Genomic DNA, 20,843 nt, shown 5'->3' with positions numbered 1-20,843 from the left:
TCAGCCGCCGCGGTCCTTCGGCCCCTCCGCGTCGGCGTCGGGGCGCTCGCCCTTGGCCCGCTTGGCCACGGGGCTGAGCAGCAGCTGGATCAGCTGCAGCACCGTCATGGCAAGCACGGTCGTCAGTATCGCCAGGGTGATGTCGCCCAAACCGCAGCAAAGGCCGATCGCCCCGCACAGCCACATCGAGGCGCCGGTGGTGATGCCGCGGACGTTGGTCCCGTTGATGATGATCGAGCCGGCCGCAAGGAAGGCCACGCCCGATGTCACCCCCTCGATCAGGCGCAGCGGGTCGATCTGCGACGTGGTGCCGGGCGCGGCCTCAAGGCTGGTCAGTTCGATGCCGACAATGACAAAGGTGGCGGCCGCCAGCGAGATCAGCATATGCGTCCGCAGCCCCGCCGAACGGGCGTTCACCTCGCGGTCCCAGCCGATCACGCCGCCCAGAACGATCGCTGCGATCAGCCGCAGCGCGGCGATATGCAGCGGCATCGAGCCGAGCGGATCGAAAGCGCGGGCCAGATCGGCGAGAACAGCATCCATGAGGTCTCCGCCCGCTGTTTCGCGCCGGGTGCGCGGGGTCTATTCTGTGCGCGCGGCCTTTTCGTCCACGCCCGAATGGCCCTCGCGCCGGTCGAGTTCCGCCAGCACGTCCGACAGCGCCACGTCGCGCGCGGCCAGCATGACCAGCAGGTGATACAGCACGTCCGCGGCTTCCGCCGTCAGGCGGGCGCGGTCGCCGCGCACGGCCTCGATGATGGCTTCGACGGCTTCCTCGCCGAATTTCTCGGCGCATTTCTCGGGGCCTTTGGCCAGAAGCTGCGCGGTCCAGCTTGACGAGGGATCGGCGCCGCGGCGGGATTCGATGGTCGCGGCCAAGCGTTCCAGCGCGGTCATTCCAGCCTCACGGGGATGCCGGTGGCGGCCATGTGGGCCTTGGCCTCGGCGATGCTGTAGGTGCCGAAGTGGAAGATCGACGCCGCCAGCACGGCGGAGGCATGGCCGTCGCGGACACCTTCGACGAGGTGGTCCAGCGTGCCCACGCCACCCGAGGCGATCACGGGGATGTCCACCGCATCCGCCACCGCGCGGGTCAGCGGAATGTTGAAGCCCGCGCGGGTGCCATCGCGGTCCATTGAGGTCAGCAGGATTTCGCCCGCGCCCTTCTCCGCCACGGTTCGGGCGAACTCGACCGCGTCGATGCCGGTCGGGCGGCGGCCGCCGTGGGTGAAGATCTCCCAGCGGCCCGGCTCGACCGTCTTGGCGTCGATGGCGCAGACGATGCACTGGCTGCCGAAACGGTCCGCCGCCCGCGCGATCACGTCGGGGTCGGCGACGGCGGCCGAGTTGAAGCTGACCTTGTCGGCGCCCGCCAGCAGCAGCGCCCGCACATCCTCGGGCGTCCGCACGCCGCCGCCGACGGTCAGCGGGATGAAGCACTGTTCCGCCGTCCGGGTCACGAGGTCATACATCGTGCCGCGGTTTTCATGCGTGGCGTGGATGTCGAGGAAGCACAGCTCGTCCGCCCCTGCCGCGTCATAGGCGGCGGCGGCCTGCACAGGGTCGCCCGCGTCGATGAGGTCCACGAAGTTGACGCCCTTGACCACGCGACCATCGGCCACGTCGAGGCAGGGGATGATGCGTGTCTTCAGCATGGCCGCCTGATAGCGCGGCGCACCGGCAGGGGGAAGGGTCTGTGGGGCCGCCGCGCTGCCGCGTCACCCGTCACACGACAAGGGCCGCCAGCCCCACGCTGATCGCCGCCGTGGCGGCGGTGTAGTCCAGCCACATGCGCGTCAGCAGGAAGTCCGTGCCGCGTCTTGGACTGGTCCAGCCGCCAGCCGAGCGGAACGCGTTCGAGGCAAGGATCGCAAGCCCGATCGCGGCATGGACGAAGACATAGGCGGCAAGCCCGTTCAGCGTGGCCCCCAGCGCATGGACGCGGGGATCGGGCAGATGGCCGCTGGCAGGCAGCCAGAAGACCAGCGCTGTGGCAACCGCCAGTGCGCCCGCGGTGAACAGCATCCAGCGGCCCTTGGGCTCGCCCTTGTCATTGGCGCGGATCGTGGCGCGGGACAGGCCCGCCGCCACCGCGATCAGCAACACGGCGGCCAGCGCCGCCAGCGCCACGCCGGGGCCGCGCATCGCCATCGCCTCGGGCGGCGGCGGCCAGCCCGGCGCGGTCAGCCGGAGGTAAAGAACGCCGAAGCCCAGCGATGCGAACATCGCCCCATTGGCCAGCAGCGTGACGCGCAGGCCCCAGGTCGGCAACGAGTTCCTGACCTCGGGATGGGGCGGCAGCGACAGCCCCCGGCCTGCCGGCAGCGGCCCGTGGTCGCGGCCCAGCCCCGCCCCCTGCGCGGCAAGGATGAACAGCGCCGCCAGCAGCAGCGCGATGCCGGCGGCCAGCAGATAGGCCTTGAACAGCAGGCAGAGGATTCCGGCGAAGGTCACGAGCCCCTGGATCAGCGGCATGTAGGTCCGCTGGGGCAGGATCGCGATGTGGTCCGCCTTGCCCGAGACGGTGTCCACGACCATCGTCTCCATCCAGCCGCGAGGGCGCGCGAGATAGCCGTCGCCCGCCGCAAGTTGCGGGCCGAGGACGCTCGGCTCCAGCTTGTCGGCGCGGGTCTCGATATTGGGCAGGGCGCCGAAGGCATAGCTGGGCGCAGGCGTAGGGGTGGCCCATTCCAGCGTCCCCGCCTTCCACGGGTCGCGGCGAAAGCGCGGCCCGTGCCGGCGGGTCAGGATCACGTCCAGCGCCACCAGCCCGAAGCCCATCGCCTGGATGAACCCTCCGACCGAGGAGATCAGGTTCAGCGTGGCCCAGCCGTCATCCCAGAAATAGCTGTGGACGCGCCGGGGCATCCCCAGCAGGCCGGTCAGGTGCATCAGCAGGAAGGTCCCGTTGAAGCCGAGGAAGATCAGCCAGAAGGCCGGGATCGACAGGCTGTGGACCGACATCCGCCCCGTCAGATGCGGCAGCCAGTAGTAAAGCCCCGCCAGCGAGCCGAAGACGAGGCTGCCGATCAGGACGTAATGCAGATGCGCGGTCACGAAGGCGGTGTCATGGACCTGGAAGTTGAAGGGCACGACAGCGACCATGACGCCCGTCAGCCCTCCGTTCACGAAGACGATGAAGAAGCCCATGACATACAGCATCGGCACGCTGCGGACGACCTTCCCCATCGCCATGGTGGCGATCAGCGCGAAGATCTGGATCGCCGTCGGCAGGACCACCGCGCTCGAGCTGACCGCGAAGAAGTCCAGCGCCAGCTTGGGCATCCCCACGGTGAACATGTGATGCGCCCAGATCAGGAAGCTGATGACCCCCATGGCAAGCACGGCGGCGACCACGGCCTTGTAGGCGACCAGCGGCCGGCGCGAGAATGTGGGAACCAGCGTCGCCAGCATCCCGGCGGCGGGCAGGAAGATGATGTAGACCTCGGGGTGGCCGAAGATCCAGAACAGGTGCTGCCACAGCAGCGGGTCGCCCCCGCGGGTCGGGTCGAAGAAGGGCAGGCCGAAGGCGCGCTCGGCTTCCAGCATCAGGGACCCGGCGATCAGCGGCGGAAAGCCCACGACGATCATCAGGGCCGTGACCAGCATGTACCAGGCGAAGATCGGCATCCGCGCCAGCGACATGCCGGGCGCGCGCATCCGCAGGATGGTGACGGTCAGTTCCACCCCGATCGAGACGGCCGAGATCTCGACGAAGGTGATCCCCAGCAGCCAGATGTCGGAATTGATCCCCGGCGAGTAGACGTCCGAGGACAGGGGCGTGTACATGAACCAGCCCGACATCGGCGCCACGCCAAGGACCAGCGCGGCCAGCAGCGTCAGTCCCCCGAACAGGTAGCACCAATAGCCGTAGGCGGTCAGGCGCGGGAAGGCGAGGTCGCGCGTCCCCAGCATCTTCGGCAGCAGGTACATCGCGATCCCTTCCAGCAGCGGGATCGCGAACAGGAACATCATCACCGTCCCATGCATGGTGAAGACCTGCGCATAGGCCGGCGCGTCGAGGAAGGCGGTGTCGGGCGTGGAAAGCTGCGCCCGGATCAGCATGGCCAGCAGACCGCCGACGAAGAAGAAGAAGCAGGCTGTCAGCATGATGCGGATGCCCAGCGTCGTATGGTTCACCGCCGAAAGCTGCTGCAGCCCGCGCCCCGAGGTCCAGATCGCGTCAAGCGCCTTGTGGCGTTCGAGGGGCGACAGCCCGTCCTCGGGCGCAGACGGGGCAGGGGTGGGCGCCGTGGTCATGGGGCGGAATCTCTCGGGATCGTGGTGGGGATGTCCTCGGGCGGCGGCGCGGGCGAGCCCTCGCCTTGCGCCGAGGGCGGCAGCGCGGGCGGCATCGGATCAGGGCCGGGCGCGGTCTCGGGCGCGCCGCCGATGGGACCGCCCGCCTCGGGCATCGGCAGCGGCGGCGAGGGCGCGGCCGCGCCGACTGCGCTGGGCGGCACCCATTCGGGCGCGGGCTCGGGCGCGCGGCCCTCGGCCAGCGCGGTCAGGGCGGCGGTGTAGTCCTCGGGCGTGCGGACATCGACGACGAAGCGCATGAGCTGGTGGCCCTGACCGCAGTATTCGGAACATTGCCCCTCGATCACGCCAGGGTTGTCGGCTTGGATCAGGGTCTCGTTCACATGGCCGGGGATCGCGTCCATCTTGCCCGCGAGCCGTGGCGCCCAGAAGGAATGGATCACGTCGCGGGCGGTGATCTCCAGCCGCACCGGCTGGCCTGCGGGCAGGAACAGGGTGCCCTGGCTGGCCGCCCCCGGAACCTCCGGGTAGGTGAAGGTCCAGGCCCACATGGAACCCTCGACCTGAATGCGGGTGGGCTCGGTTCCGTCCGGCAGAAGCCGCCCGGTCAGGACGACCGACCAGATGAACAGCGGGATCATCACCGCCAGCGGCAGCACCAGTCCGCCGCCGATCAGCCAGGTCTTCAGCGAAACCCGCCCGTACCGCCCGCGCGGGGACATGACCGCCAGCACCAGCAGGACCATGCCGATCCAGATCGTCAGCATGACCGCCAGCATGACCCGGCCCAGCAGCCCGATCTCGGCGGCCGAGGGTCCCAGCGGATCCAGGGCCGACAGCGGCGCGTTGCAACCCGAGGTGACCAGCACCGCACCGCCAGCCATCAGCCCGAGGAGCCTTCGATGACCAGCACCGACCAGACGCCGCGCAAGGGTGGGAACAAGGGCAAGGGCGGCAGCCGGAACCCGCTGAGCCCGCCGGTTCAGGAACTCGACACCGGCTCGGCCATCGCCTTCATCGGCCACCCGGTCCATGCGATGCTGGTGCATTTCCCCATCGCCTTCGCCATGGTCGTGCTGGGCTTCGACGTCCTTTACTGGGTGTTCGGCGATCCCTTCTTCGCCCGCGCGGCGACCTGGGCGGTGGGCGGCGGCTTCCTTGCGGGCGTGATCGCCAGTCTCGTCGGCTTGGCCGAGGTGCTGCTGGTCCCCGGCATCCGCCTGCGCGGCGCGAGCTGGAGCCATGCGGTCGCGGCGCTGACCTTTCTGGCCGTGATCGGCGCGAACTGGGGTCTGCGGCTGGACGGCACCCGGCCGATCCTGCCCGACGGGCTGTTCCTGTCGATCCTGGGCGCGCTGACGGTGGGGGTGGCCGGCTATCATGGGGGCAAGCTCATCTTCGATCATGGTGTCGGCATCATGGTTGCGTCCGACGACTGAAGGCCCAGCGTCTCTGCCAGGGCGCCAGGCTGGAACAGGTCGGGCGCAAGCCCCGACCATTCCAGCGGCGGCTTCATCAGCACCATCAGCAGGATGCCGATCGCGCCCACCCCGATCAGTCCGTTCAGCAGGATCGCCCGGCCGGGGGTCAGGCGCAGTTCGCGCGGGTTGACCTCGCCCTCCGGGTCCTCCTCGACCGGGTCGTCGGCGAAGACGCGGACCATGGTGCGAGCGCAAAGCACGTGGCCCGCACCCAGCAGCACGACAAAGCCCAGCTTGGCGGTGAACCAGGGCGAATAGGTTTCCCGCAGGAAGATCAGCCCGATGCCGGAACTGATCGCCAGCACCGCGGCGGGCGAGACCAGCCCGATATGCAGCATCCGCCCCATCGCATGCAGCCGGTGCAGCGCGCGCTGGCCGCCGCGCCGGGTGATTCCGCGCCGCTGCGCCATCAGCCAGGGCAGGGCGATCAGCCCGCCGACCCAGACGGCGATGGCGCCGACATGGATGAACTTCACAAGGCCCAGAAAGGCATCCGAGTTGAGGATGTCCCGCACCGCGTCGATGAAGGCCGGAATCACCGGGGCGCTTTCGCAGGCTCGGGCGCGGCCTCGTCGGCAAGGCGGGCGACCTGCCACAGCAGCGCGGCCATATAGGGCAGGGCGCCCACGACCCACATCAGCAGGCCGGCGAACTGCTGGTCCGCAAGCGGGCTCAGGCCCCAGGCCTCGGTTGTCAGAAGATGTGCGCCGTAAAGCGGCTGGCCCGCAAACAGGATGATGGCCCCCAGCATCCCCATCTGAACAAAGGTTCCGCCTGCGGCGACCGCCGCGGCGCCGCGGTCGGGGGACAGGATATGCAGCCACACGGCAGCCGCGCTTCCGGCCAGCGTCGCCTGCATCAGCCAGTAGCCCGGCGTCGTCGCCAGCGCCCAGGCATAGGGTCCGGGCGCGTGCCAGGCCCACATCGCCCCGGCATGCAGCAGGATCGCGGCGCCGACGCCCACGATGCGCATCCGGTCCCGCAGCGCAGGGGCCAGCCCCAGCAGCGCCAAGGGGACGATGACGGCAGAGAGCAGCACATGATGGACCACCCGCGCCGAGAACAGCGCCGAGGTCAGGTTGCACAGCGGCGAGACGAAGACCACCACTGCAAGCGCCCAGGCTGACCAGCCGAACGCGTCCTTGCCGTGGCGATACAGCGCCGCGGCCCACAGGCCCAGCGCGACTAGCAGCACGGGGTCGAGGTTCCATGCGCCCATCAGCGTCGCCGGGGTTGGCGGGACGCCGCAATAGGCGATCGGGTTCAATTGATCGGTCTGCATGTTCCCCTCGCCTCGGACCTGATACCGGTCACAGAAGGAACATGGGGTGGCCGGAACGGTTCCGGTCGGAATCAGGGAAAACGCCTTGGCCTGTGGCCCGGCCGCATCACCAGCGCAGGACGACGCTGCCCCAGCTCATCCCGCCGCCGATGGCCTCGGTCACGATGACGTCGCCCGGTTTCAGCTTGCCTTCCGTGTCGGCGACCGACAGCGCCAGCGGGATCGACGCGGCCGAAGTGTTGCCGTGGTCCGCGACCGTCAGGATCACCTTGTCCATCGGAAGCTGCATCTTCTGCGCGGTGGCGGTGATGATCCGCAGGTTCGCCTGATGCGGGACCAGCCAGTCCACGTCGCCGGGCGTCAGTCCCGCCTTCTCCAGCACCCGCTTGGCGGTGGCGGCCAGCTTATCGACCGCGTGGCGGAACACCAGGTTGCCCTGCATTCGCAGCATCCCCACCGTACCCGTGCGGCTGACGCCGCCGTCCACATACAGCAGTTCGCGCAGGTTGCCGTCGCTGTTGAGGTCGGTGGCCAGAACGCCGCGGTCGTCGCTGGTACCTTCGGTATCCACCCCTTCCAGGATGACCGCGCCCGCGCCATCGCCGAACAGCACGCAGGTGCCGCGGTCGGTCCAGTCCATGATGCGGCTGAAGGTCTCGGCCCCGATCACCAGCACGCGATCGGCCTGGCCCGACCGGATCAGCCCGTCAGCATTGGCCAGCGCATAGACGAAGCCCGCGCAGACCGCCTGGATGTCATAGGCAAAACCGCGCTGCATCCCCAGGCCCGCCTGCACGATGGTGGCGGTCGCCGGGAAGGTCAGGTCGGGGGTCGATGTCGCGACGACGATGGCGTCGATGTCCTCGGCCGTCATGCCGGCGCGGTCCAGCGCCTGCCGCGCAGCGGCGATGGCGAGGTCCGAGGTGAACTCTGCTTCAGCCGCGAAATGGCGCCGCTCGATCCCCGTGCGCGAGCGGATCCATTCGTCCGTTGTGTCGAGCGTCTGCTCGAAATGGCTGTTCTCGACCACGCGCTCGGGCAGGTAATGCCCGGTTCCGCGCACTACCGACCGACGCATCATGCCCCCGTCCCCGATTGCTGGGCAGGATGCGCGCCCTCGGCCGCCGCCTGTTCGTTGGCCTGCGCCACGCGGGCGGCAAGCCGGTCCTGAAAGCCCGACTGCGCCAGCTTGAAGGCCAGCTTGATCGCGGCCGAAACGCCGGTCGCATCGGCCGAGCCATGCGATTTCACCACGGTGCCGTTCAGCCCGAGGAACACGCCCCCGTTCACCCGGCGCGGATCGATGCGCTTCTGCAGCCGCTTCAGCGAGGTCATGGCGAGAACGGCGGCGAACTTGGACATGATGGAATTGGCGAAGGCGTCCTTGAGGAAGTCGCCGACCAGCTTGGCCGTCCCCTCGCCAGTCTTCAATGCGATATTCCCGGTGAAGCCGTCGGTGACGATCACATCCACGCGGGCGCTCATCAGGTCGCCGCCCTCGACGAAGCCGACATAATCGACATTCGCCGGCTCGGCCGCGGCGGCGATCAGGGCGTGCGCTTCCTTCAGTTCAGGGCGGCCCTTGTGATCCTCGGTGCCCACGTTCAGCAGGCCGATGCGCGGGCGTTCCAGACCAAGGCCGTTGCGCGCGTAGGATGCGCCCATCATCGCATATTGCAGCAGGTCGGTGGCCTCGGCCTTGATGTCGGCGCCCACGTCCAGAATGACGTTGAAGCCCTGCGGCCCGCGCGAGGGCCACAGCACCGCGATCGCAGGGCGGTTCACGCCGGGCAGCTTGCGCAGGCGCAGGGTGGACAGGGCCATCAGCGCGCCGGTGTTGCCGCAACTGACCGCGACGGTCGATTCGCCCTCGCGCACCGATTCGATGGCCGACCACATCGAGGTGGCCTGCGCGGAACGGATCACCTGCGCGGGCTTGTCGTCCATGCGGACGACGCCGCTCGCGTCCCGGATGTCGCAGCGTTCGGCCAGTCCCTTGCGGCGGCCGATCAGGCGTCGCAGCTCGGCTTCGGGGCCGTGGACGATGAAGCGGATGTCAGGGTTCTTCTCGGCGCTTTTCTCGATGCCCGCGACAACGGCGGCGGGGCCGCGGTCGCCACCCATCGCATCGACCGAAATCACCACCGGGCCTGAGACGCGGGGGCGCGACGGGTCTGCCTTGGAAAGCGTGGTCGTCATCGCACCCTGCGGTCAGCGTGTTCAGGCCGCGTCGTCGTCCAGGTCGATGTCCGCCGCCTGCGCGACGACCTCACGGTCGGCGTAATGACCGCAGGAGGGGCAGACATGGTGCGGGCGCTTGAGTTCGCCGCAGTTCGAGCATTCGTTGGGGTTACCCGCGACCAGCGCGTCATGCGAGCGGCGCATGTTGCGGCGGGACCGGGTGACTCGGTTCTGGGGGACGGCCATGGGACAACCTTCGGTGGCAGAGGGTCGGGAGGGAATCCTGTCCCGACCGGCAAGTGTTTCGGATCGAACCGCGCAGATACGGCACAAACCCGTATTCCGCAAGGCCAAAGGCCGGTTGCGGTCAACCTGGCGTCAATTGTCCTTGCGTTGCAGAAGATCCGCAAGCCCCTGAAACGGACGGCGGCTGTTGTCGTCCCCATCAGCGGGATCGGTCGCGTTTGCGGGCAACTCGGCCCCTTCGGCGCGGGGATAGGGGGGCAGCGCCAAGGCCAGCGCCTCGACCAGCACCTCGCCCGCGTCAATGGCGGGGCCGAGCGGCTCGACCTCGTCGTCGGGCATCTCGACCTCGTCGCTTTCAGGCTGGGTGACATGGGGGGAATAAAGGCGGCGCACCGGCTCGTCGATCTTGCTGCGGACGGGGGCCAGCGTCACTACGCAGGGCTGCTGGACACGGGCGGTGACACGGCCCTCCAGCAGCCAGGCATCGTTCGGGGCGGCGGTGATCGTGGCCACCAGCCGCACCTCGGGCGGGGCAGTCAGCCCAAGTTCGGCGGCAATCCGCTGACGGGCGGGTTCGTCGGGCACCAGGTCGATGCGGTTCGGCTGGCGCGGATTCAGCTGCGACAGGCGCAACCTGTGGGAAAATGGGGCGGAGGACATGATCTTGCCTTTGTCGGCAGGGCGTTGCGCCCCGATGTTCTTGAGCGGCGTTGCCGAGTTTGCTAAGCGGGTCGGACGCCGTCAACCGGAACCCGGCAAAGGGACGGGACGCGGCGGAAGAAGTGGCCGATCCTGCGCGACGGGCGGGCCCGAACGAGGGAAGGTGTCCCGATGTCCATGACCCGCCGGCGAGCGATCGCCCTGGCCCTTGCGGTGCCCATTGTGGCCGCAGCGGGCTGCACGCGGATGTATCGCAACCACGGCCATGTGCCCAGTGATGACGAACTTGCGGCCGTCGTCGTCGGCCAGACCAGGCGCGACGACCTGGAATACCTTGTCGGCCGCCCGGGCTCTCAGGGCGTCCTCACGGGATCAAGCTGGTATTACGTCGGCTCGCGCTGGGAACGCTACGGGCTGAGGGAACCGCGCGAGATTTCCCGCGAGGTGGTTGCCATCAGCTTCGACGAAGGGGGCACGGTCACCAATGTCGAACGCTTCGGCCTGGAACGCGGCCGTGTCGTCACGCTGTCGCGGCGCGTGACCGACACGGGCGTCGAGGGCTCGGGCTTCCTGCGGCAAATCCTGGGCAACGTGGGCCGGGTGAATGCCGGCGACCTGCTGGATTCCGCCCGCTGATTCGGGGCTCAGGCCGGGGCCGCTTCCGCGCCTTCGGGGACAAAGCGTATCGCCACCCCGTTGATGCAGTAGCGCAGCCCCGTGGGCGGTGGCCCGTCGGGAAAGACATGGCCCAGATGCGCGTCGCAGCGCTCGCAGCGGACCTCGGTGCGGATCATCCCGTGGCTGCGGTCGCGGTGTTCCTCGATCGCGCCGCCCGCGTGGGAAAAGCTGGGCCATCCGCAGTGGCTTTCGAACTTCTGGTCGCCGTCGAACAGCCGGGCGCCGCAGCAGGCGCAGGCGTAATGGCCCGCCCCCTTGGGGAAGCCGGGATGGGAAAACGGCCGTTCGGTTCCGGCCTGCCGGGTGACGTGATAGGTGGCGGGGTCGAGAAGTTCGCGCCATTCGGCGTCGGTGCGGGTGATCTTTTCAGCCATGTCGGGTATCCCTGTTGCGGTTGTCCTCACATTTAAGCTCGGATCATGGCGGAACAAGAACGCGGAACGGGGCCGGGATGCAGGGGTTGATCCACGCGGGCGGACCCGCCCGCGCCAACAGGGTGGGGGGATGCCGGAACTGCACAAGGGCCGCTACCGGGTCCGTCCCGCGCTGGGTGAGGATGACCTGCGCGCGGCCCAGCGACTGCGCTGGCTGTGCTTCATCGGGGACCGTCACGGCATGGATGACCCCGATGCGCGGGACGCCGATGCCCATGACGCGCTGTGCCGGCACCTGCTGATCGAGGACAGCCGCAGCGGCCAGCTTGCCGGCTGCTTTCGCCTGCTGGACCTGGAATCGGGCGCCGACATCGACAGCAGCTATTCCGCGCAGCATTATGATCTGGAGCGCCTGCGCGCCTTTCCCGCGGCCATGATCGAGATCGGCCGCTTCTGCGTCCATCCGGCTCATTCCGGTTCCGACATCCTGCGGACGGCCTGGGCCGCGCTGACCCGCCATGTGGATGCCGCCGGGGCCGGGCTGCTGTTCGGCTGCTCCTCCTTCCCAGGCACCGACGCGGCAGGGTATGAGGATGCCTTTGCCATGCTGCGCGACTGTCACCAGGCGCCGCCGCGCTGGCTGCCGCGGATGAGGGCGCCCGAGGTGGTGCGTTTTCCGCCTCCGCCGCGCCGGCCGGATGCAAGCCGGGCAAGGGCGACGATGCCGCCCCTGCTGCGAAGTTATCTGACAATGGGCGGCTGGGTCAGCGATCACGCGGTCATGGACCGGGCGCTGGGCACGATCCATGTCTTCACAGGGATGGAGGTCAGCGCCATCCCGCCATCCCGCGCCCGCGCCCTGCGGTTGCTGGCGGGCTAGGTTGCCTTGCGGGAAAGCGGGGGCTTCGCGCCCCCGCGGGGGTATTTCGATCCAGAAAGAAGAACTGGCGGCAGGCCACGGTTGCTGGCCGAATCCACCACGGCTAGAAGCGCCGGATGACCGGATTTTCCTTCACCCTGAACGCGACGGACGGGCGTGCCCGCGCCGGCCTCATCCAGACCCCGCGCGGCGAGATCCGCACCCCCGCCTTCATGCCCGTGGGCACCGCCGCGACCGTCAAGGCGATGCTGCCCGAAAGCGTGCGCGCCACCGGCGCCGACATCCTGCTGGGCAATACCTATCACCTGATGCTGCGGCCCGGTGCCGGGCGCATCGCGCGGCTGGGCGGGTTGCACCGCTTCATGAACTGGGACCGGCCGATCCTGACCGACTCGGGCGGGTTCCAGGTGATGAGCCTTGCGGACCTGCGGAAGCTGACTGAGGAGGGCGTGACCTTCGCCAGCCACGTCGACGGCTCTCGCCATTTCCTGTCGCCGGAAACCAGCATGGAGATCCAGCGGCTGCTCGGGTCCGACATCGTCATGGCCTTCGACGAATGCCCGGCGCTGCCCGCCACGCACGAACGGCAGGCCGAAGCGATGCGGCTGTCGATGCGCTGGGCGCAGCGGTCGCGCGATGCTTTCGGCGACCGCCCCGGCCATGCGCTGTTCGGGATCATGCAGGGGGGTGTCGAACGCGATCTGCGCGAGGAAAGCGCCGCAGCTTTGCGGGCGATCGGCTTCGACGGCTACGCCATCGGCGGGCTTGCGGTAGGCGAAGGGCAGGAGGCGATGTTCGGCGTGCTCGACTACGCGCCCGAACTGCTGCCAAAGGACAAGCCGCGCTACCTGATGGGCGTGGGCAAGCCTGACGACATCGTGGGCGCCGTGCAGCGGGGCGTGGACATGATGGACTGCGTGCTGCCCTCTCGTTCCGGCCGCACCGGGCAGGCCTGGACGCGTCGGGGGCAGGTCAACATCAAGAACGCCCGCCACGCCGACGACCCGCGGCCCTTGGACGAGCGTTGCACCTGTCCCGCCTGCACGGGCTATTCCCGCGCCTACCTGCACCATGTCTTCCGCGCCGGAGAAATGATCTCGGGGATGCTGCTGACCTGGCACAACCTGCATTATTATCAGGAGATCATGCAGGGGATGCGGGACGCCATCGCAGGGGGCACGCTGGATAACTGGATTGCGGGTTTCCACGCCGTCAGGGCACAGGGCGACATCGAGGCAATCTAGCGGTTGCGCGGCGGGCGGGGGCGATAGACCGGCAGGCTCCAGCCGAAGATCATGCTGCCGACGCGCAGGATCATCGTGACCGCGCCGCACAGCACCACGGCCATGGAGCGGTCGAGACCGAGCCAGATCAGCACGACCGCCGTCAGCGCACCGCCGAAGGCGGCGGTGATGTAAAGCTCGCCCTGTTTCAGGACCATCGGCAACTCGTTGCCGACCACGTCGCGCATCAGCCCGCCGAAGGTGCCGGTGACGACGCCCATCAGCACCACAATCACCGGCGAGACTCCGGCGGCCAGCGCCACGCCGACGCCTGCCGGCACCGCCACGGCCAGCGCAAAGGCGTCGAGCCAGCGCAGCCATTGCTGGCGGCTTTCGACCAGATGCGCCGTCCAGAAGACCAGCAGCGCCGCCGCTGCCGCCAGCAGGATCAGCGAGGGCCGGTCCACCCAGAAGACCGTCGCCCGGTTCAGGATCAGGTCGCGCAGCGTGCCCCCGCCCACGGCCGTCATCGTCGCCATGAAGATGAAACCCACCGGGTCAAGCTGCAGGCGGCTCGCCACCAGCGCCCCGGTGAGCGCAAAGACCAGAGCCGAGGAATAATCCAGCAGCCAGACCAGCGCCGGCAGGTTCGCCCCGATCAGGATGCCCTCGGTCACTTGAAGGGCGCCATGCCGGCACGGGCCAGTTCATCCGCGCGCTCGTTTTCCGGGTGCCCGGCATGGCCCTTGATCCAGGCCCAGGTGACCTGGTGGCGGTTGCGGGCCTCGTCCAGCCGCTGCCACAGGTCGGCATTCTTCACGGGCTTGCGGTCCGAGGTCTGCCAGCCGTTCCGCTTCCAGCCATGAATCCAGCCGGTGACGCCGTTCTTCACATAGGCTGAATCGGTGGTGATGGTGATCGTCGTGGACCGGCTCAGAGCTTCCAGCGCGGCGATGGCGGCCATCAGTTCCATCCGGTTGTTGGTAGTGGCGGGCTCGCCGCCCGACAACTCGCGTTCTTTCACCACCCGCTCGCCATCCTGAGCGCGCATCAGCACCCCCCAGCCGCCGGGGCCGGGATTTCCGCTGCAGGCGCCATCGGTCCAGGCGAAAAGCTCGGTCATCATGAATCTCCAAGGCGCGTCTTAGCGGTGAAGCAAGACGGGCGGCAACTCCCGCCGCAGGTTCTTCTTCGTTCAAACATCTTCGTGGGCTTGCGAGCGCCCGAAAAACAGTCCGGCGGGCTGTTTTCCGCGAGCGAGGGTCAACAGCCGAGCGGGGGGCGAAGCGCCCCCGATAGGGCGGCTCAGCCCGGCACGGCCTCGCGCAACACGCGCGGCACCTTGAACTCGACCCGCTCGCGCGCCGTCTCGACCAGTTCCACGGTCAGGTCGTAGCGGTCGGCAAAGGCGGTGATCACCTCGTCCACCAGCACCTCGGGCGCGCTCGCCCCCGCCGTGACGCCGACCGAACGGATGCCTTCCAGCGCCCGCCAGTCGATGTCGGTTGCCCGCATGACAAGCTGGGCATAATCGCAGCCCGCGCCGCGTCCGACCTCGACCAGCCGCTTCGAATTGGAACTGTTGGGCGCCCCGATCACCAGCAGCGCGTCGATCAGGGGCGCGATGGCCTTGACCGCCGCCTGCCGGTTCGTCGTCGCATAGCAGATGTCGTCCTTGGCCGGTCCGACGATGGCGGGAAACCGCGCCTGCAGGGCCGCCACGATCTGCGCGGTGTCGTCCACCGACAACGTCGTCTGGGTGATCCAGGCGAGCCGTTCCGGGTCGCGTGGCGTTATCTGCGCCACGTCCTCGACCGTCTCGACCAGGATGACCTCACCCGGCGGAAGCTGGCCCATGGTGCCCAGCACTTCGGGGTGGCCGGCGTGGCCGATCATCACCATCTGCAACCCTTCGGCATGGTGCCGCTCGGCCTCGATATGAACCTTGCTGACCAGCGGGCAGGTCGCGTCCACGAAGACCATCTCGCGCCGCCGCGCCTCGGCAGGCACCGATTTCGGCACGCCATGGGCCGAAAAGATCACCGGGCGGTCGTCGGGCACCTCGTCGAGTTCCTCGACAAAGACCGCGCCCTTGTCGCGCAAGCCCTCCACGACGAAGCGGTTGTGCACGATTTCGTGGCGCACATAGACCGGCGCGCCCCATTTCTGCAGCGCAAGTTCCACGATCTGCACGGCGCGGTCCACGCCCGCGCAGAATCCGCGCGGCGCGGCAAGGTAAAGGGTCAGGGGCGGCTTCATGTCCATGCCCGTCAGATACAACGCGCGTGCCCCAAGGTCCATAACGGCCCCGTCCTTGACCTCGGCCGCCCCGGTGGGGCAACTGTCCCCGCCGGACAGCCGTGAGAGGGACCATGCAGCGCAGCGGATTGCTGATCATCATTTCGTCGCCCTCGGGCGCGGGCAAGTCCACGCTCGCCCGCAGGCTGATGGAATGGGACCCGACCCTGCGCTTCTCGGTTTCCGCCACCACCCGCCCCCCGCGTCCGGGCGAGGTCGAGGGGCAGCATTACTATTTCATGGACAAGCCCGCCTTTGACGAGATGGTGGCGCAGGACGAGATGCTGGAACATGCCGAGGTCTTCGGCAACTGCTACGGCACCCCCCGCGCGCCCGTGGAACTGGCGATGGCCGAGGGCCGCGATACCATCTTCGACGTGGACTGGCAGGGCGGGCAGCAGATCCGGGCATCGAGCCTCGGCTCGCAGGTCGTCTCGATCTTCATCCTGCCGCCCAGCCTGCCGGAACTGGAACGCCGCCTTCGCGGGCGCAACCAGGACAGCGACGACGTGATCGCCCGGAGGATGCTGAAAAGTCGCGACGAGATCAGCCACTGGGCCGAATACGACTATGTTCTGGTCAACGACGACATCGAGGCGGCCGAGTCCAACCTGCGCGCGATCCTGACGGCCGAGCGGCTGCGGCGCGAGCGGCGCCCGGCCTTGGGCGGTTTCGTGCGAAAGCTGATGGAGGAAGCGGCATGATCTGGGAACTCGACGGGGTGGCCCCCGAACTGGGGCAGGGCGCATGGGTCGCGCCCGACGCGCAACTGATCGGCCGCGTCGTGCTTGAAGACGAGGCGAGCGTCTGGTGGGGTGCCGTCCTGCGCGGCGACAACGAGGAAATCCGCATCGGCCGCGGCTCCAACGTGCAGGACGGCTGCGTCTTCCACACCGACCCCGGCCTGCCGCTGCGGATCGGCGCGGATGTGACGGTCGGCCACAAGGCAATTCTGCACGGCTGCACTGTCGGTGACGGCGCGCTGATCGGCATGGGCGCGACGGTGCTGAACGGCGCCGTGATCGGCGCGGGCGCCCTGATCGGCGCCGGGGCGCTGGTCGCCGAAGGGAAAGAGATCCCGCCCGGCGCGCTGGTGATGGGAGCGCCGGGGCGCGTCATCCGCCAGCTCGATGAGGCAGCCATCGCCAGCCTGCGCGAATCCGCCGCCCGCTACCGGGCCAATGCCGCCCGCTTCCGCGCGAGCCTGCGGCGAGTGGACTGAGGGCAGACCGTGGAAAGCGTCGCGCTCCACCAGATCGGCGACGCTGTTCCGGTGGCGATGCTGGTCGTGGATCACAATGCCCGCGTGATGACCGCGAACGCTGCCGCTGTCGCGATGCTGGGGGCGGGCCTGACCGACCGGCCCTTCGTCACCGTGCTGCGCCAGCCGCTCATCAACCGCGCCGTTGACCAGACCCTGGCGCCGACACAAGCGCAGGAGCCTGCCTCGACCCGGCTCTCTGCCACGATCAGGGCACGGGGACGAGAGCAGAACTGCATCGTCACCGTCTCGCCCCTGACCGTGCGCGGGCGGCGCGGCGCGGTTGTGGTGCTGGAGGACACCACCGGCGTCGAGCAGGCCGAACAGATGCGCCGCGATTTCGTGGCCAATGTCAGCCACGAGCTGCGCACACCGCTGACCGCGCTGATGGGCTTCATCGAGACCCTGCGCGGCCCGGCCCGCGACGATGCGGCGGCGCGGGAACGGTTCCTTGCGATCATGGACCGCGAGGCCGGGCGGATGAACCGGCTGATCGGCGACCTTCTGTCTCTCAGCCGCGTCGAACAGAAAGAGCGGCGGCGCCCGGTCGAGCGGCTGGACCTTGCCGCGCTGGTGCGCGGCGCTTGCGCGACCCTGGCGCCCACGGCCAAGGCGGCCAACCAGACCCTGCGCCAGATCGACAAGGGCCTGACCGCCCCGGTCGCGGGCGACCCCGACCAGATCCAGCAGGTGCTGCACAACCTGATCGAGAATGCCATCAAGTACGGCAGCCGGGCCCAGTCCGGCGGAGAGGTCCGCGTGACCCTGTTCCACGTCCCGCATGAACCCGTCCTGCGCGGCCCCGGCTGGGCCGTCGAGGTCGCCGACGACGGCGAGGGCATCGACCACGTCCACCTGCCGCGCCTGACCGAACGTTTCTACCGCGTCGACACCCACCGCTCGCGCGAGAAAGGCGGTACGGGGCTGGGTTTGGCCATCGTCAAACACATCGTCGCCCGCCACCGGGGACGGCTGAAGATCGACAGCATGAAGGGGCAGGGCAGCCGCTTCACCGTGATCCTGCCGGAATGGGTGCCGCCGGGGTCGGGCAGCAAGCAAGGCCGGGGCGGCTGACGGCGTACCGCTGGTCAGGGGATGATGCCCCCGACCCATTGGCCATGCACCCACCCGAGACCGGGGCCGGACAACTGCCGCGCGGGTCCGGTGCGCCGGCAGGCATCGGCCTGATCGATTGGCCGTCTGGAACCTTTACCTCCAGCCAGTCGCCCTGACCGCCGAAGATGGTCACGCAGTCGGCGTTGTGAAGCTGTCCGATCCGGCGGTGCTGCGCGCCCGGCCGCGAGCGGACGGCAAGAAAGCCGTCACCATCCGATCTCAGCCCGATGACCGTCCCGGCCATGCAATTGGCCACCTGTCCGTCCGAGCCATCTTCAAAGATCGGCACACATCCAGCATCTGCGCCGGGACAGGCGCGGCGGAGAGGCTCGTCAGGATGGCAGGCGGAGCGGCGATCAGGCAGGGAAGGATGGGCGCACGCATCGAAGCCTCCCGCAGATGGTTCCTTCAAGGGATGGTCGCTTCGCCCCGGTGAGGCTGTCAAGGTTTCACCCTGCTCGCACAGGGGCATAGCGCCACTGGAATGCCAGCAGGTCAGGCGTGGTCCGGCACATCGCCCCGGATCGCGCGGGCGAAGGCCGCGCGATAGAGGTCCGACAGCTCGGCCAAGGGCGCCGAGTCGGCGCCCAGCGTGACCCGCTCGCCGCCGAAGCGGCCGACTTCGGCGATCTCGATGCCGGCGGCGCGGGCCGCGTCCATCAGGCTGCCCGCATCCGCCGCAGGGGCGGCGATGAGGTAACGGGCCTGATCCTCTCCGAACAGCGTGGGAATGTCGGCGGCGTCCAGCGTGACGCCCATGCCCGCCGTCTCGGCCATCTCGAAGGCGGCGAGCGCGAGACCGCCGTCCGCAAGGTCACTCGCGGCGCGCACATGGCCGCGGTGAGCCAGCAGGAACTCGCCATGCCGTCGCTCGGCGGCCAGATCGACCGGAGGGGCATCGCCCGCCTCGATCCCCCAGACCTCGGCGGCCAGCGCCGACTGGCCCATGTGGCCGCGGGTGACGCCGATGACCAGCGCGAGGTCGCCCTTGTGGGGCAGCCCGCCGATCAGGTCGTCCAGCGTCTCGATCAGGCCGACCGCCCCGATGGTGGGGGTGGGCAGGATCGCCTGTCCGTCGGTCTCGTTGTAAAGGCTCACGTTGCCCGACACGATGGGGAAGTCGAGCGCGCGGCAGGCCTCTCCGATGCCTTTGATGACGCCGACGAACTGGCCCATGATCTCGGGCTTCTCGGGGTTGCCGAAGTTCAGGTTGTCGGTCGCGGCCAGCGGCCTCGCTCCGCAGGCGATCAGGTTGCGCCAGGCCTCGGCCACCGCCTGCTTGCCGCCAACGACGGGGTTCGCCTTGACGTAACGCGGCGTCACGTCGCTGGTGAAGGCCAGCGCCTTGTTCGTGCCATGGACCCGCACGACGCCCGCACCGAGGCCCGGCTTGCGGATCGTGTCGCCACCGACCTGCGTATCATACTGCTCCCATACCCATGCCTTGCAGGCGTAGTTGGGCGAGCCGATCAGCGCCTTCAGCGCCGTGATGGGCGCGATTTCGGGCAGTTCGCCCAAAGGCTCGGGCGCAGGGGTTTCCACCCAAAGACGATCGTATTCCGGCGCGCTGGACGACAGCTTGGACAGCGGCAGGTCGGCCATGACCTCGTTGCCATGCAGGATCAGGAAGCGGTCTTCCTCAATGGTCTCGCCCACGATGGCGAAGTCGAGGTCCCATTTCTCGAAGATCGCCCGCGCCTCGGCCTCTTTCTCGGGCTTCAGCACCATGAGCATCCGCTCCTGGCTTTCGGACAGCATCATCTCGTAGGCCGTCATCGCGGATTCGCGCTGGGGCACGTGGTCCAGCACCAGCTTGATGCCGAGGCCGCCCTTGTCGCCCATCTCGACGGCGGAACAGGTCAGCCCCGCCGCGCCCATGTCCTGGATCGAGATCACCGCGTCCGTCGCCATCAGTTCAAGGCAGGCTTCCAGCAGGCATTTCTCGGTGAAGGGGTCGCCGGCCTGCACGGTCGGGCGCTTGTCCTCGATCGTGTCGTCGAACTCGGCCGAGGCCATGGTCGCCCCGCCCACGCCGTCGCGGCCCGTCTTGGCGCCCAGATAGACCACCGGCATCCCCACGCCCGAGGCCGCCGAATAGAAGATGCGGTCCGCATCCGCGAGACCCGCCGCAAAGGCGTTGACGAGGCAGTTGCCGTCATAGGCAGGATGAAAACGGACCTCTCCGCCGACGTTCGGAACGCCGAAGGCGTTGCCATAGGCGCCAATGCCTTCGACCACGCCCTTGACCAGATGCGGCGTGCGGGGATGTTCGGGACGACCGAAGCTCAACGCGTTCATCGCGGCAATGGGACGGGCGCCCATGGTGAAGACATCGCGCAGAATGCCGCCGACGCCGGTCGCGGCGCCCTGATGCGGTTCGATATACGAAGGGTGATTGTGGCTCTCCATCTTGAAGACCACCGCCTGCCCGTCTCCGATGTCCACCACGCCCGCGTTCTCTCCGGGGCCGCAGATCACCTGCGGGCCGGTGGTGTGCAGCGTCCGCAGCCATTTCTTCGACGATTTATACGAGCAATGCTCGTTCCACATCGCCGAGAAGATGCCGAGTTCCGTATAGCTTGGCTCGCGCCCGATGATATCAAGGATGCGCCGGTATTCGTCGGGCTTCAGCCCATGCGCGGCGACCAGCTCGTCGGTGATGGCAGGTTCGTTCTGCATGGCGCGGCCCTCTTGCTGCGGTTCGGCGCCTTCTAGGCCGGACGGGGCGCAAGTGGAAGATGAGCAACCCTTGCCGCAACGCAGAAAAAAAGCCGGGCACGAGGCCCGGCCAAGTCCAACAGGGAGGTTGAAGCGACGGCAGGCGAGCCTGTGTCCCTTCATTGTCCAATTAGCGACCAAACTGCCGGGTTTTCAAGATTAACGAAGCTTAATTGTGGCAATGC

General features: G+C 68.5%; 24 protein-coding genes. 7 read left to right on the top strand and 17 right to left on the bottom strand.

What is annotated here, in order from left to right; all coding sequences use genetic code 11:
• The 5 genes from H5395_RS05155 to coxB form a co-directional block, all read right to left on the bottom strand.
• Positions 1 to 543: an MgtC/SapB family protein gene (locus H5395_RS05155; RefSeq protein ID WP_182791445.1), complete on the bottom strand. Its 543-nt coding sequence runs from the start codon at positions 541 to 543 to the stop codon at positions 1 to 3.
• 39 nt (positions 544 to 582) lie between these two features.
• A complete protein-coding gene (locus H5395_RS05150) occupies positions 583 to 897 on the bottom strand; it encodes a phosphoribosyl-ATP diphosphatase (RefSeq protein ID WP_182791444.1) in 315 nt (104 codons plus the stop codon).
• Positions 894 to 1,655, bottom strand: coding sequence for an imidazole glycerol phosphate synthase subunit HisF (hisF, locus tag H5395_RS05145; protein WP_182791443.1), 762 nt, complete (start codon positions 1,653 to 1,655; stop codon positions 894 to 896). Before hisF ends, H5395_RS05150 begins: the two co-directional genes overlap by 4 nt.
• 70 nt (positions 1,656 to 1,725) lie before the next feature.
• Positions 1,726 to 4,260: a cytochrome c oxidase subunit I gene (locus H5395_RS05140; protein WP_182791442.1), complete on the bottom strand. Its 2,535-nt coding sequence runs from the start codon at positions 4,258 to 4,260 to the stop codon at positions 1,726 to 1,728.
• Complete coding sequence (gene coxB / locus H5395_RS05135; protein WP_182791441.1) at positions 4,257 to 5,144, bottom strand: cytochrome c oxidase subunit II; 888 nt, start codon at positions 5,142 to 5,144, stop codon at positions 4,257 to 4,259. The genes H5395_RS05140 and coxB overlap by 4 nt, the downstream gene beginning before the upstream one ends.
• 18 nt (positions 5,145 to 5,162) lie before the next feature.
• On the opposite strand from coxB, the gene H5395_RS05130 reads away from it, so the two are divergent.
• A complete protein-coding gene (locus H5395_RS05130; RefSeq protein ID WP_182791440.1) occupies positions 5,163 to 5,699 on the top strand; it encodes a DUF2231 domain-containing protein in 537 nt (178 codons plus the stop codon).
• Here H5395_RS05130 and H5395_RS05125 read toward each other — a convergent pair.
• The 6 genes from H5395_RS05125 to H5395_RS05100 form a co-directional block, all read right to left on the bottom strand.
• Complete coding sequence (locus tag H5395_RS05125; protein ID WP_182791439.1) at positions 5,663 to 6,280, bottom strand: CopD family protein; 618 nt, start codon at positions 6,278 to 6,280, stop codon at positions 5,663 to 5,665. The genes H5395_RS05130 and H5395_RS05125 overlap by 37 nt on opposite strands.
• Positions 6,277 to 7,023 (bottom strand): cytochrome c oxidase assembly protein, encoded by a 747-nt coding sequence (locus H5395_RS05120; protein WP_182791438.1) that lies wholly within the window; start codon positions 7,021 to 7,023, stop codon positions 6,277 to 6,279. The genes H5395_RS05125 and H5395_RS05120 overlap by 4 nt, the downstream gene beginning before the upstream one ends.
• Positions 7,024 to 7,129: 106 nt before the next feature.
• Entirely contained in the window at positions 7,130 to 8,104 is a 975-nt protein-coding gene (locus H5395_RS05115; protein ID WP_182791437.1) for a beta-ketoacyl-ACP synthase III, read from the bottom strand.
• Positions 8,101 to 9,222 carry a phosphate acyltransferase PlsX gene (gene plsX / locus H5395_RS05110; RefSeq protein WP_182791436.1) on the bottom strand — a complete coding sequence of 374 codons (1,122 nt, stop codon included), beginning with the start codon at positions 9,220 to 9,222 and terminating at the stop codon, positions 8,101 to 8,103. Before plsX ends, H5395_RS05115 begins: the two co-directional genes overlap by 4 nt.
• Before the next feature lie 21 nt (positions 9,223 to 9,243).
• On the bottom strand, positions 9,244 to 9,450 hold the full coding sequence (rpmF, locus tag H5395_RS05105; protein ID WP_182791435.1) for a 50S ribosomal protein L32: 207 nt from the start codon (positions 9,448 to 9,450) through the stop codon (positions 9,244 to 9,246).
• Between the two features lie 132 nt (positions 9,451 to 9,582).
• Positions 9,583 to 10,110: a DUF177 domain-containing protein gene (locus H5395_RS05100; RefSeq protein ID WP_182791434.1), complete on the bottom strand. Its 528-nt coding sequence runs from the start codon at positions 10,108 to 10,110 to the stop codon at positions 9,583 to 9,585.
• A gap of 171 nt (positions 10,111 to 10,281) precedes the next feature.
• Here H5395_RS05100 and H5395_RS05095 point away from each other — a divergent pair, with 171 nt between their 5' ends.
• On the top strand, positions 10,282 to 10,746 hold the full coding sequence (locus H5395_RS05095) for an outer membrane protein assembly factor BamE (RefSeq protein ID WP_182791433.1): 465 nt from the start codon (positions 10,282 to 10,284) through the stop codon (positions 10,744 to 10,746).
• An 8-nt stretch (positions 10,747 to 10,754) separates the two neighbouring features.
• Here the strand turns inward: H5395_RS05095 and msrB are convergent, their stop codons facing one another.
• Positions 10,755 to 11,162 (bottom strand): peptide-methionine (R)-S-oxide reductase MsrB, encoded by a 408-nt coding sequence (gene msrB / locus H5395_RS05090; RefSeq protein ID WP_182791432.1) that lies wholly within the window; start codon positions 11,160 to 11,162, stop codon positions 10,755 to 10,757.
• A 130-nt stretch (positions 11,163 to 11,292) separates the two neighbouring features.
• On the opposite strand from msrB, the gene H5395_RS05085 reads away from it, so the two are divergent.
• Positions 11,293 to 12,042, top strand: coding sequence for a GNAT family N-acetyltransferase (locus tag H5395_RS05085; protein WP_182791431.1), 750 nt, complete (start codon positions 11,293 to 11,295; stop codon positions 12,040 to 12,042).
• A 116-nt stretch (positions 12,043 to 12,158) separates the two neighbouring features.
• Positions 12,159 to 13,286 (top strand): tRNA guanosine(34) transglycosylase Tgt, encoded by a 1,128-nt coding sequence (tgt, locus tag H5395_RS05080; RefSeq protein WP_182791430.1) that lies wholly within the window; start codon positions 12,159 to 12,161, stop codon positions 13,284 to 13,286.
• Here tgt and H5395_RS05075 read toward each other — a convergent pair.
• The 3 genes from H5395_RS05075 to ispH form a co-directional block, all read right to left on the bottom strand.
• A complete protein-coding gene (locus H5395_RS05075; RefSeq protein WP_234450823.1) occupies positions 13,283 to 13,942 on the bottom strand; it encodes a trimeric intracellular cation channel family protein in 660 nt (219 codons plus the stop codon). The two genes, tgt and H5395_RS05075, sit on opposite strands and share 4 nt — an antisense overlap.
• On the bottom strand, positions 13,939 to 14,388 hold the full coding sequence (gene rnhA, locus H5395_RS05070; protein WP_182791539.1) for a ribonuclease HI: 450 nt from the start codon (positions 14,386 to 14,388) through the stop codon (positions 13,939 to 13,941). The genes H5395_RS05075 and rnhA overlap by 4 nt, the downstream gene beginning before the upstream one ends.
• A gap of 182 nt (positions 14,389 to 14,570) precedes the next feature.
• Positions 14,571 to 15,530, bottom strand: coding sequence for a 4-hydroxy-3-methylbut-2-enyl diphosphate reductase (gene ispH / locus H5395_RS05065; protein WP_182791538.1), 960 nt, complete (start codon positions 15,528 to 15,530; stop codon positions 14,571 to 14,573).
• Positions 15,531 to 15,637: 107 nt separating this feature from the next.
• Between ispH and gmk the strand changes: the two genes are divergently transcribed.
• The 3 genes from gmk to H5395_RS05050 are packed head-to-tail and all read left to right on the top strand — an operon-like array spanning position 15,638 to position 17,898.
• Positions 15,638 to 16,267 (top strand): guanylate kinase, encoded by a 630-nt coding sequence (gene gmk / locus H5395_RS05060; protein ID WP_182791537.1) that lies wholly within the window; start codon positions 15,638 to 15,640, stop codon positions 16,265 to 16,267.
• A complete protein-coding gene (locus tag H5395_RS05055) occupies positions 16,264 to 16,785 on the top strand; it encodes a gamma carbonic anhydrase family protein (protein WP_182791429.1) in 522 nt (173 codons plus the stop codon). Before gmk ends, H5395_RS05055 begins: the two co-directional genes overlap by 4 nt.
• A 9-nt stretch (positions 16,786 to 16,794) precedes the next feature.
• Positions 16,795 to 17,898 (top strand): ATP-binding protein, encoded by a 1,104-nt coding sequence (locus H5395_RS05050; protein ID WP_182791428.1) that lies wholly within the window; start codon positions 16,795 to 16,797, stop codon positions 17,896 to 17,898.
• On the opposite strand, the gene H5395_RS19415 is transcribed toward H5395_RS05050, so the two are convergent.
• A complete protein-coding gene (locus H5395_RS19415; protein ID WP_200559408.1) occupies positions 17,834 to 18,184 on the bottom strand; it encodes an SH3 domain-containing protein in 351 nt (116 codons plus the stop codon). The genes H5395_RS05050 and H5395_RS19415 overlap by 65 nt on opposite strands.
• A 251-nt stretch (positions 18,185 to 18,435) precedes the next feature.
• Positions 18,436 to 20,619: a phosphoribosylformylglycinamidine synthase subunit PurL gene (gene purL / locus H5395_RS05040; protein WP_182791426.1), complete on the bottom strand. Its 2,184-nt coding sequence runs from the start codon at positions 20,617 to 20,619 to the stop codon at positions 18,436 to 18,438.
• Between the last annotated feature and the right edge of the window lie 224 nt (positions 20,620 to 20,843).

The sequence above is a fragment of the Paracoccus sp. MC1854 genome (assembly GCF_014164635.1).
Lineage (GTDB): Bacteria > Pseudomonadota > Alphaproteobacteria > Rhodobacterales > Rhodobacteraceae > Paracoccus.
The sequence above is the reverse complement of the archived record's forward strand: the minus strand, read 5'-3'. Positions and strand labels throughout refer to the sequence as shown.

Excerpts from the sequence above, each read along its gene's own strand:
- H5395_RS05155 (WP_182791445.1), bottom strand. The coding sequence starts at position 543 with ATGGATGCTGTTCTCGCCGATCTGGCCCGCGCTTTCGATCCGCTCGGC.
- H5395_RS05150 (WP_182791444.1), bottom strand. The coding sequence starts at position 897 with ATGACCGCGCTGGAACGCTTGGCCGCGACCATCGAATCCCGCCGCGGC.
- hisF (WP_182791443.1), bottom strand. The coding sequence starts at position 1,655 with ATGCTGAAGACACGCATCATCCCCTGCCTCGACGTGGCCGATGGTCGC.
- H5395_RS05140 (WP_182791442.1), bottom strand. The coding sequence starts at position 4,260 with ATGACCACGGCGCCCACCCCTGCCCCGTCTGCGCCCGAGGACGGGCTG.
- coxB (WP_182791441.1), bottom strand. The coding sequence starts at position 5,144 with ATGGCTGGCGGTGCGGTGCTGGTCACCTCGGGTTGCAACGCGCCGCTG.
- H5395_RS05130 (WP_182791440.1), top strand. The coding sequence starts at position 5,163 with ATGACCAGCACCGACCAGACGCCGCGCAAGGGTGGGAACAAGGGCAAG.
- H5395_RS05120 (WP_182791438.1), bottom strand. The coding sequence starts at position 7,023 with ATGCAGACCGATCAATTGAACCCGATCGCCTATTGCGGCGTCCCGCCA.
- H5395_RS05115 (WP_182791437.1), bottom strand. The coding sequence starts at position 8,104 with ATGATGCGTCGGTCGGTAGTGCGCGGAACCGGGCATTACCTGCCCGAG.
- plsX (WP_182791436.1), bottom strand. The coding sequence starts at position 9,222 with ATGACGACCACGCTTTCCAAGGCAGACCCGTCGCGCCCCCGCGTCTCA.
- rpmF (WP_182791435.1), bottom strand. The coding sequence starts at position 9,450 with ATGGCCGTCCCCCAGAACCGAGTCACCCGGTCCCGCCGCAACATGCGC.
- H5395_RS05100 (WP_182791434.1), bottom strand. The coding sequence starts at position 10,110 with ATGTCCTCCGCCCCATTTTCCCACAGGTTGCGCCTGTCGCAGCTGAAT.
- H5395_RS05095 (WP_182791433.1), top strand. The coding sequence starts at position 10,282 with ATGTCCATGACCCGCCGGCGAGCGATCGCCCTGGCCCTTGCGGTGCCC.
- msrB (WP_182791432.1), bottom strand. The coding sequence starts at position 11,162 with ATGGCTGAAAAGATCACCCGCACCGACGCCGAATGGCGCGAACTTCTC.
- H5395_RS05085 (WP_182791431.1), top strand. The coding sequence starts at position 11,293 with ATGCCGGAACTGCACAAGGGCCGCTACCGGGTCCGTCCCGCGCTGGGT.
- tgt (WP_182791430.1), top strand. The coding sequence starts at position 12,159 with ATGACCGGATTTTCCTTCACCCTGAACGCGACGGACGGGCGTGCCCGC.
- rnhA (WP_182791539.1), bottom strand. The coding sequence starts at position 14,388 with ATGACCGAGCTTTTCGCCTGGACCGATGGCGCCTGCAGCGGAAATCCC.
- ispH (WP_182791538.1), bottom strand. The coding sequence starts at position 15,530 with ATGGACATGAAGCCGCCCCTGACCCTTTACCTTGCCGCGCCGCGCGGA.
- gmk (WP_182791537.1), top strand. The coding sequence starts at position 15,638 with ATGCAGCGCAGCGGATTGCTGATCATCATTTCGTCGCCCTCGGGCGCG.
- H5395_RS05055 (WP_182791429.1), top strand. The coding sequence starts at position 16,264 with ATGATCTGGGAACTCGACGGGGTGGCCCCCGAACTGGGGCAGGGCGCA.
- H5395_RS19415 (WP_200559408.1), bottom strand. The coding sequence starts at position 18,184 with ATGGCCGGGACGGTCATCGGGCTGAGATCGGATGGTGACGGCTTTCTT.
- purL (WP_182791426.1), bottom strand. The coding sequence starts at position 20,619 with ATGCAGAACGAACCTGCCATCACCGACGAGCTGGTCGCCGCGCATGGG.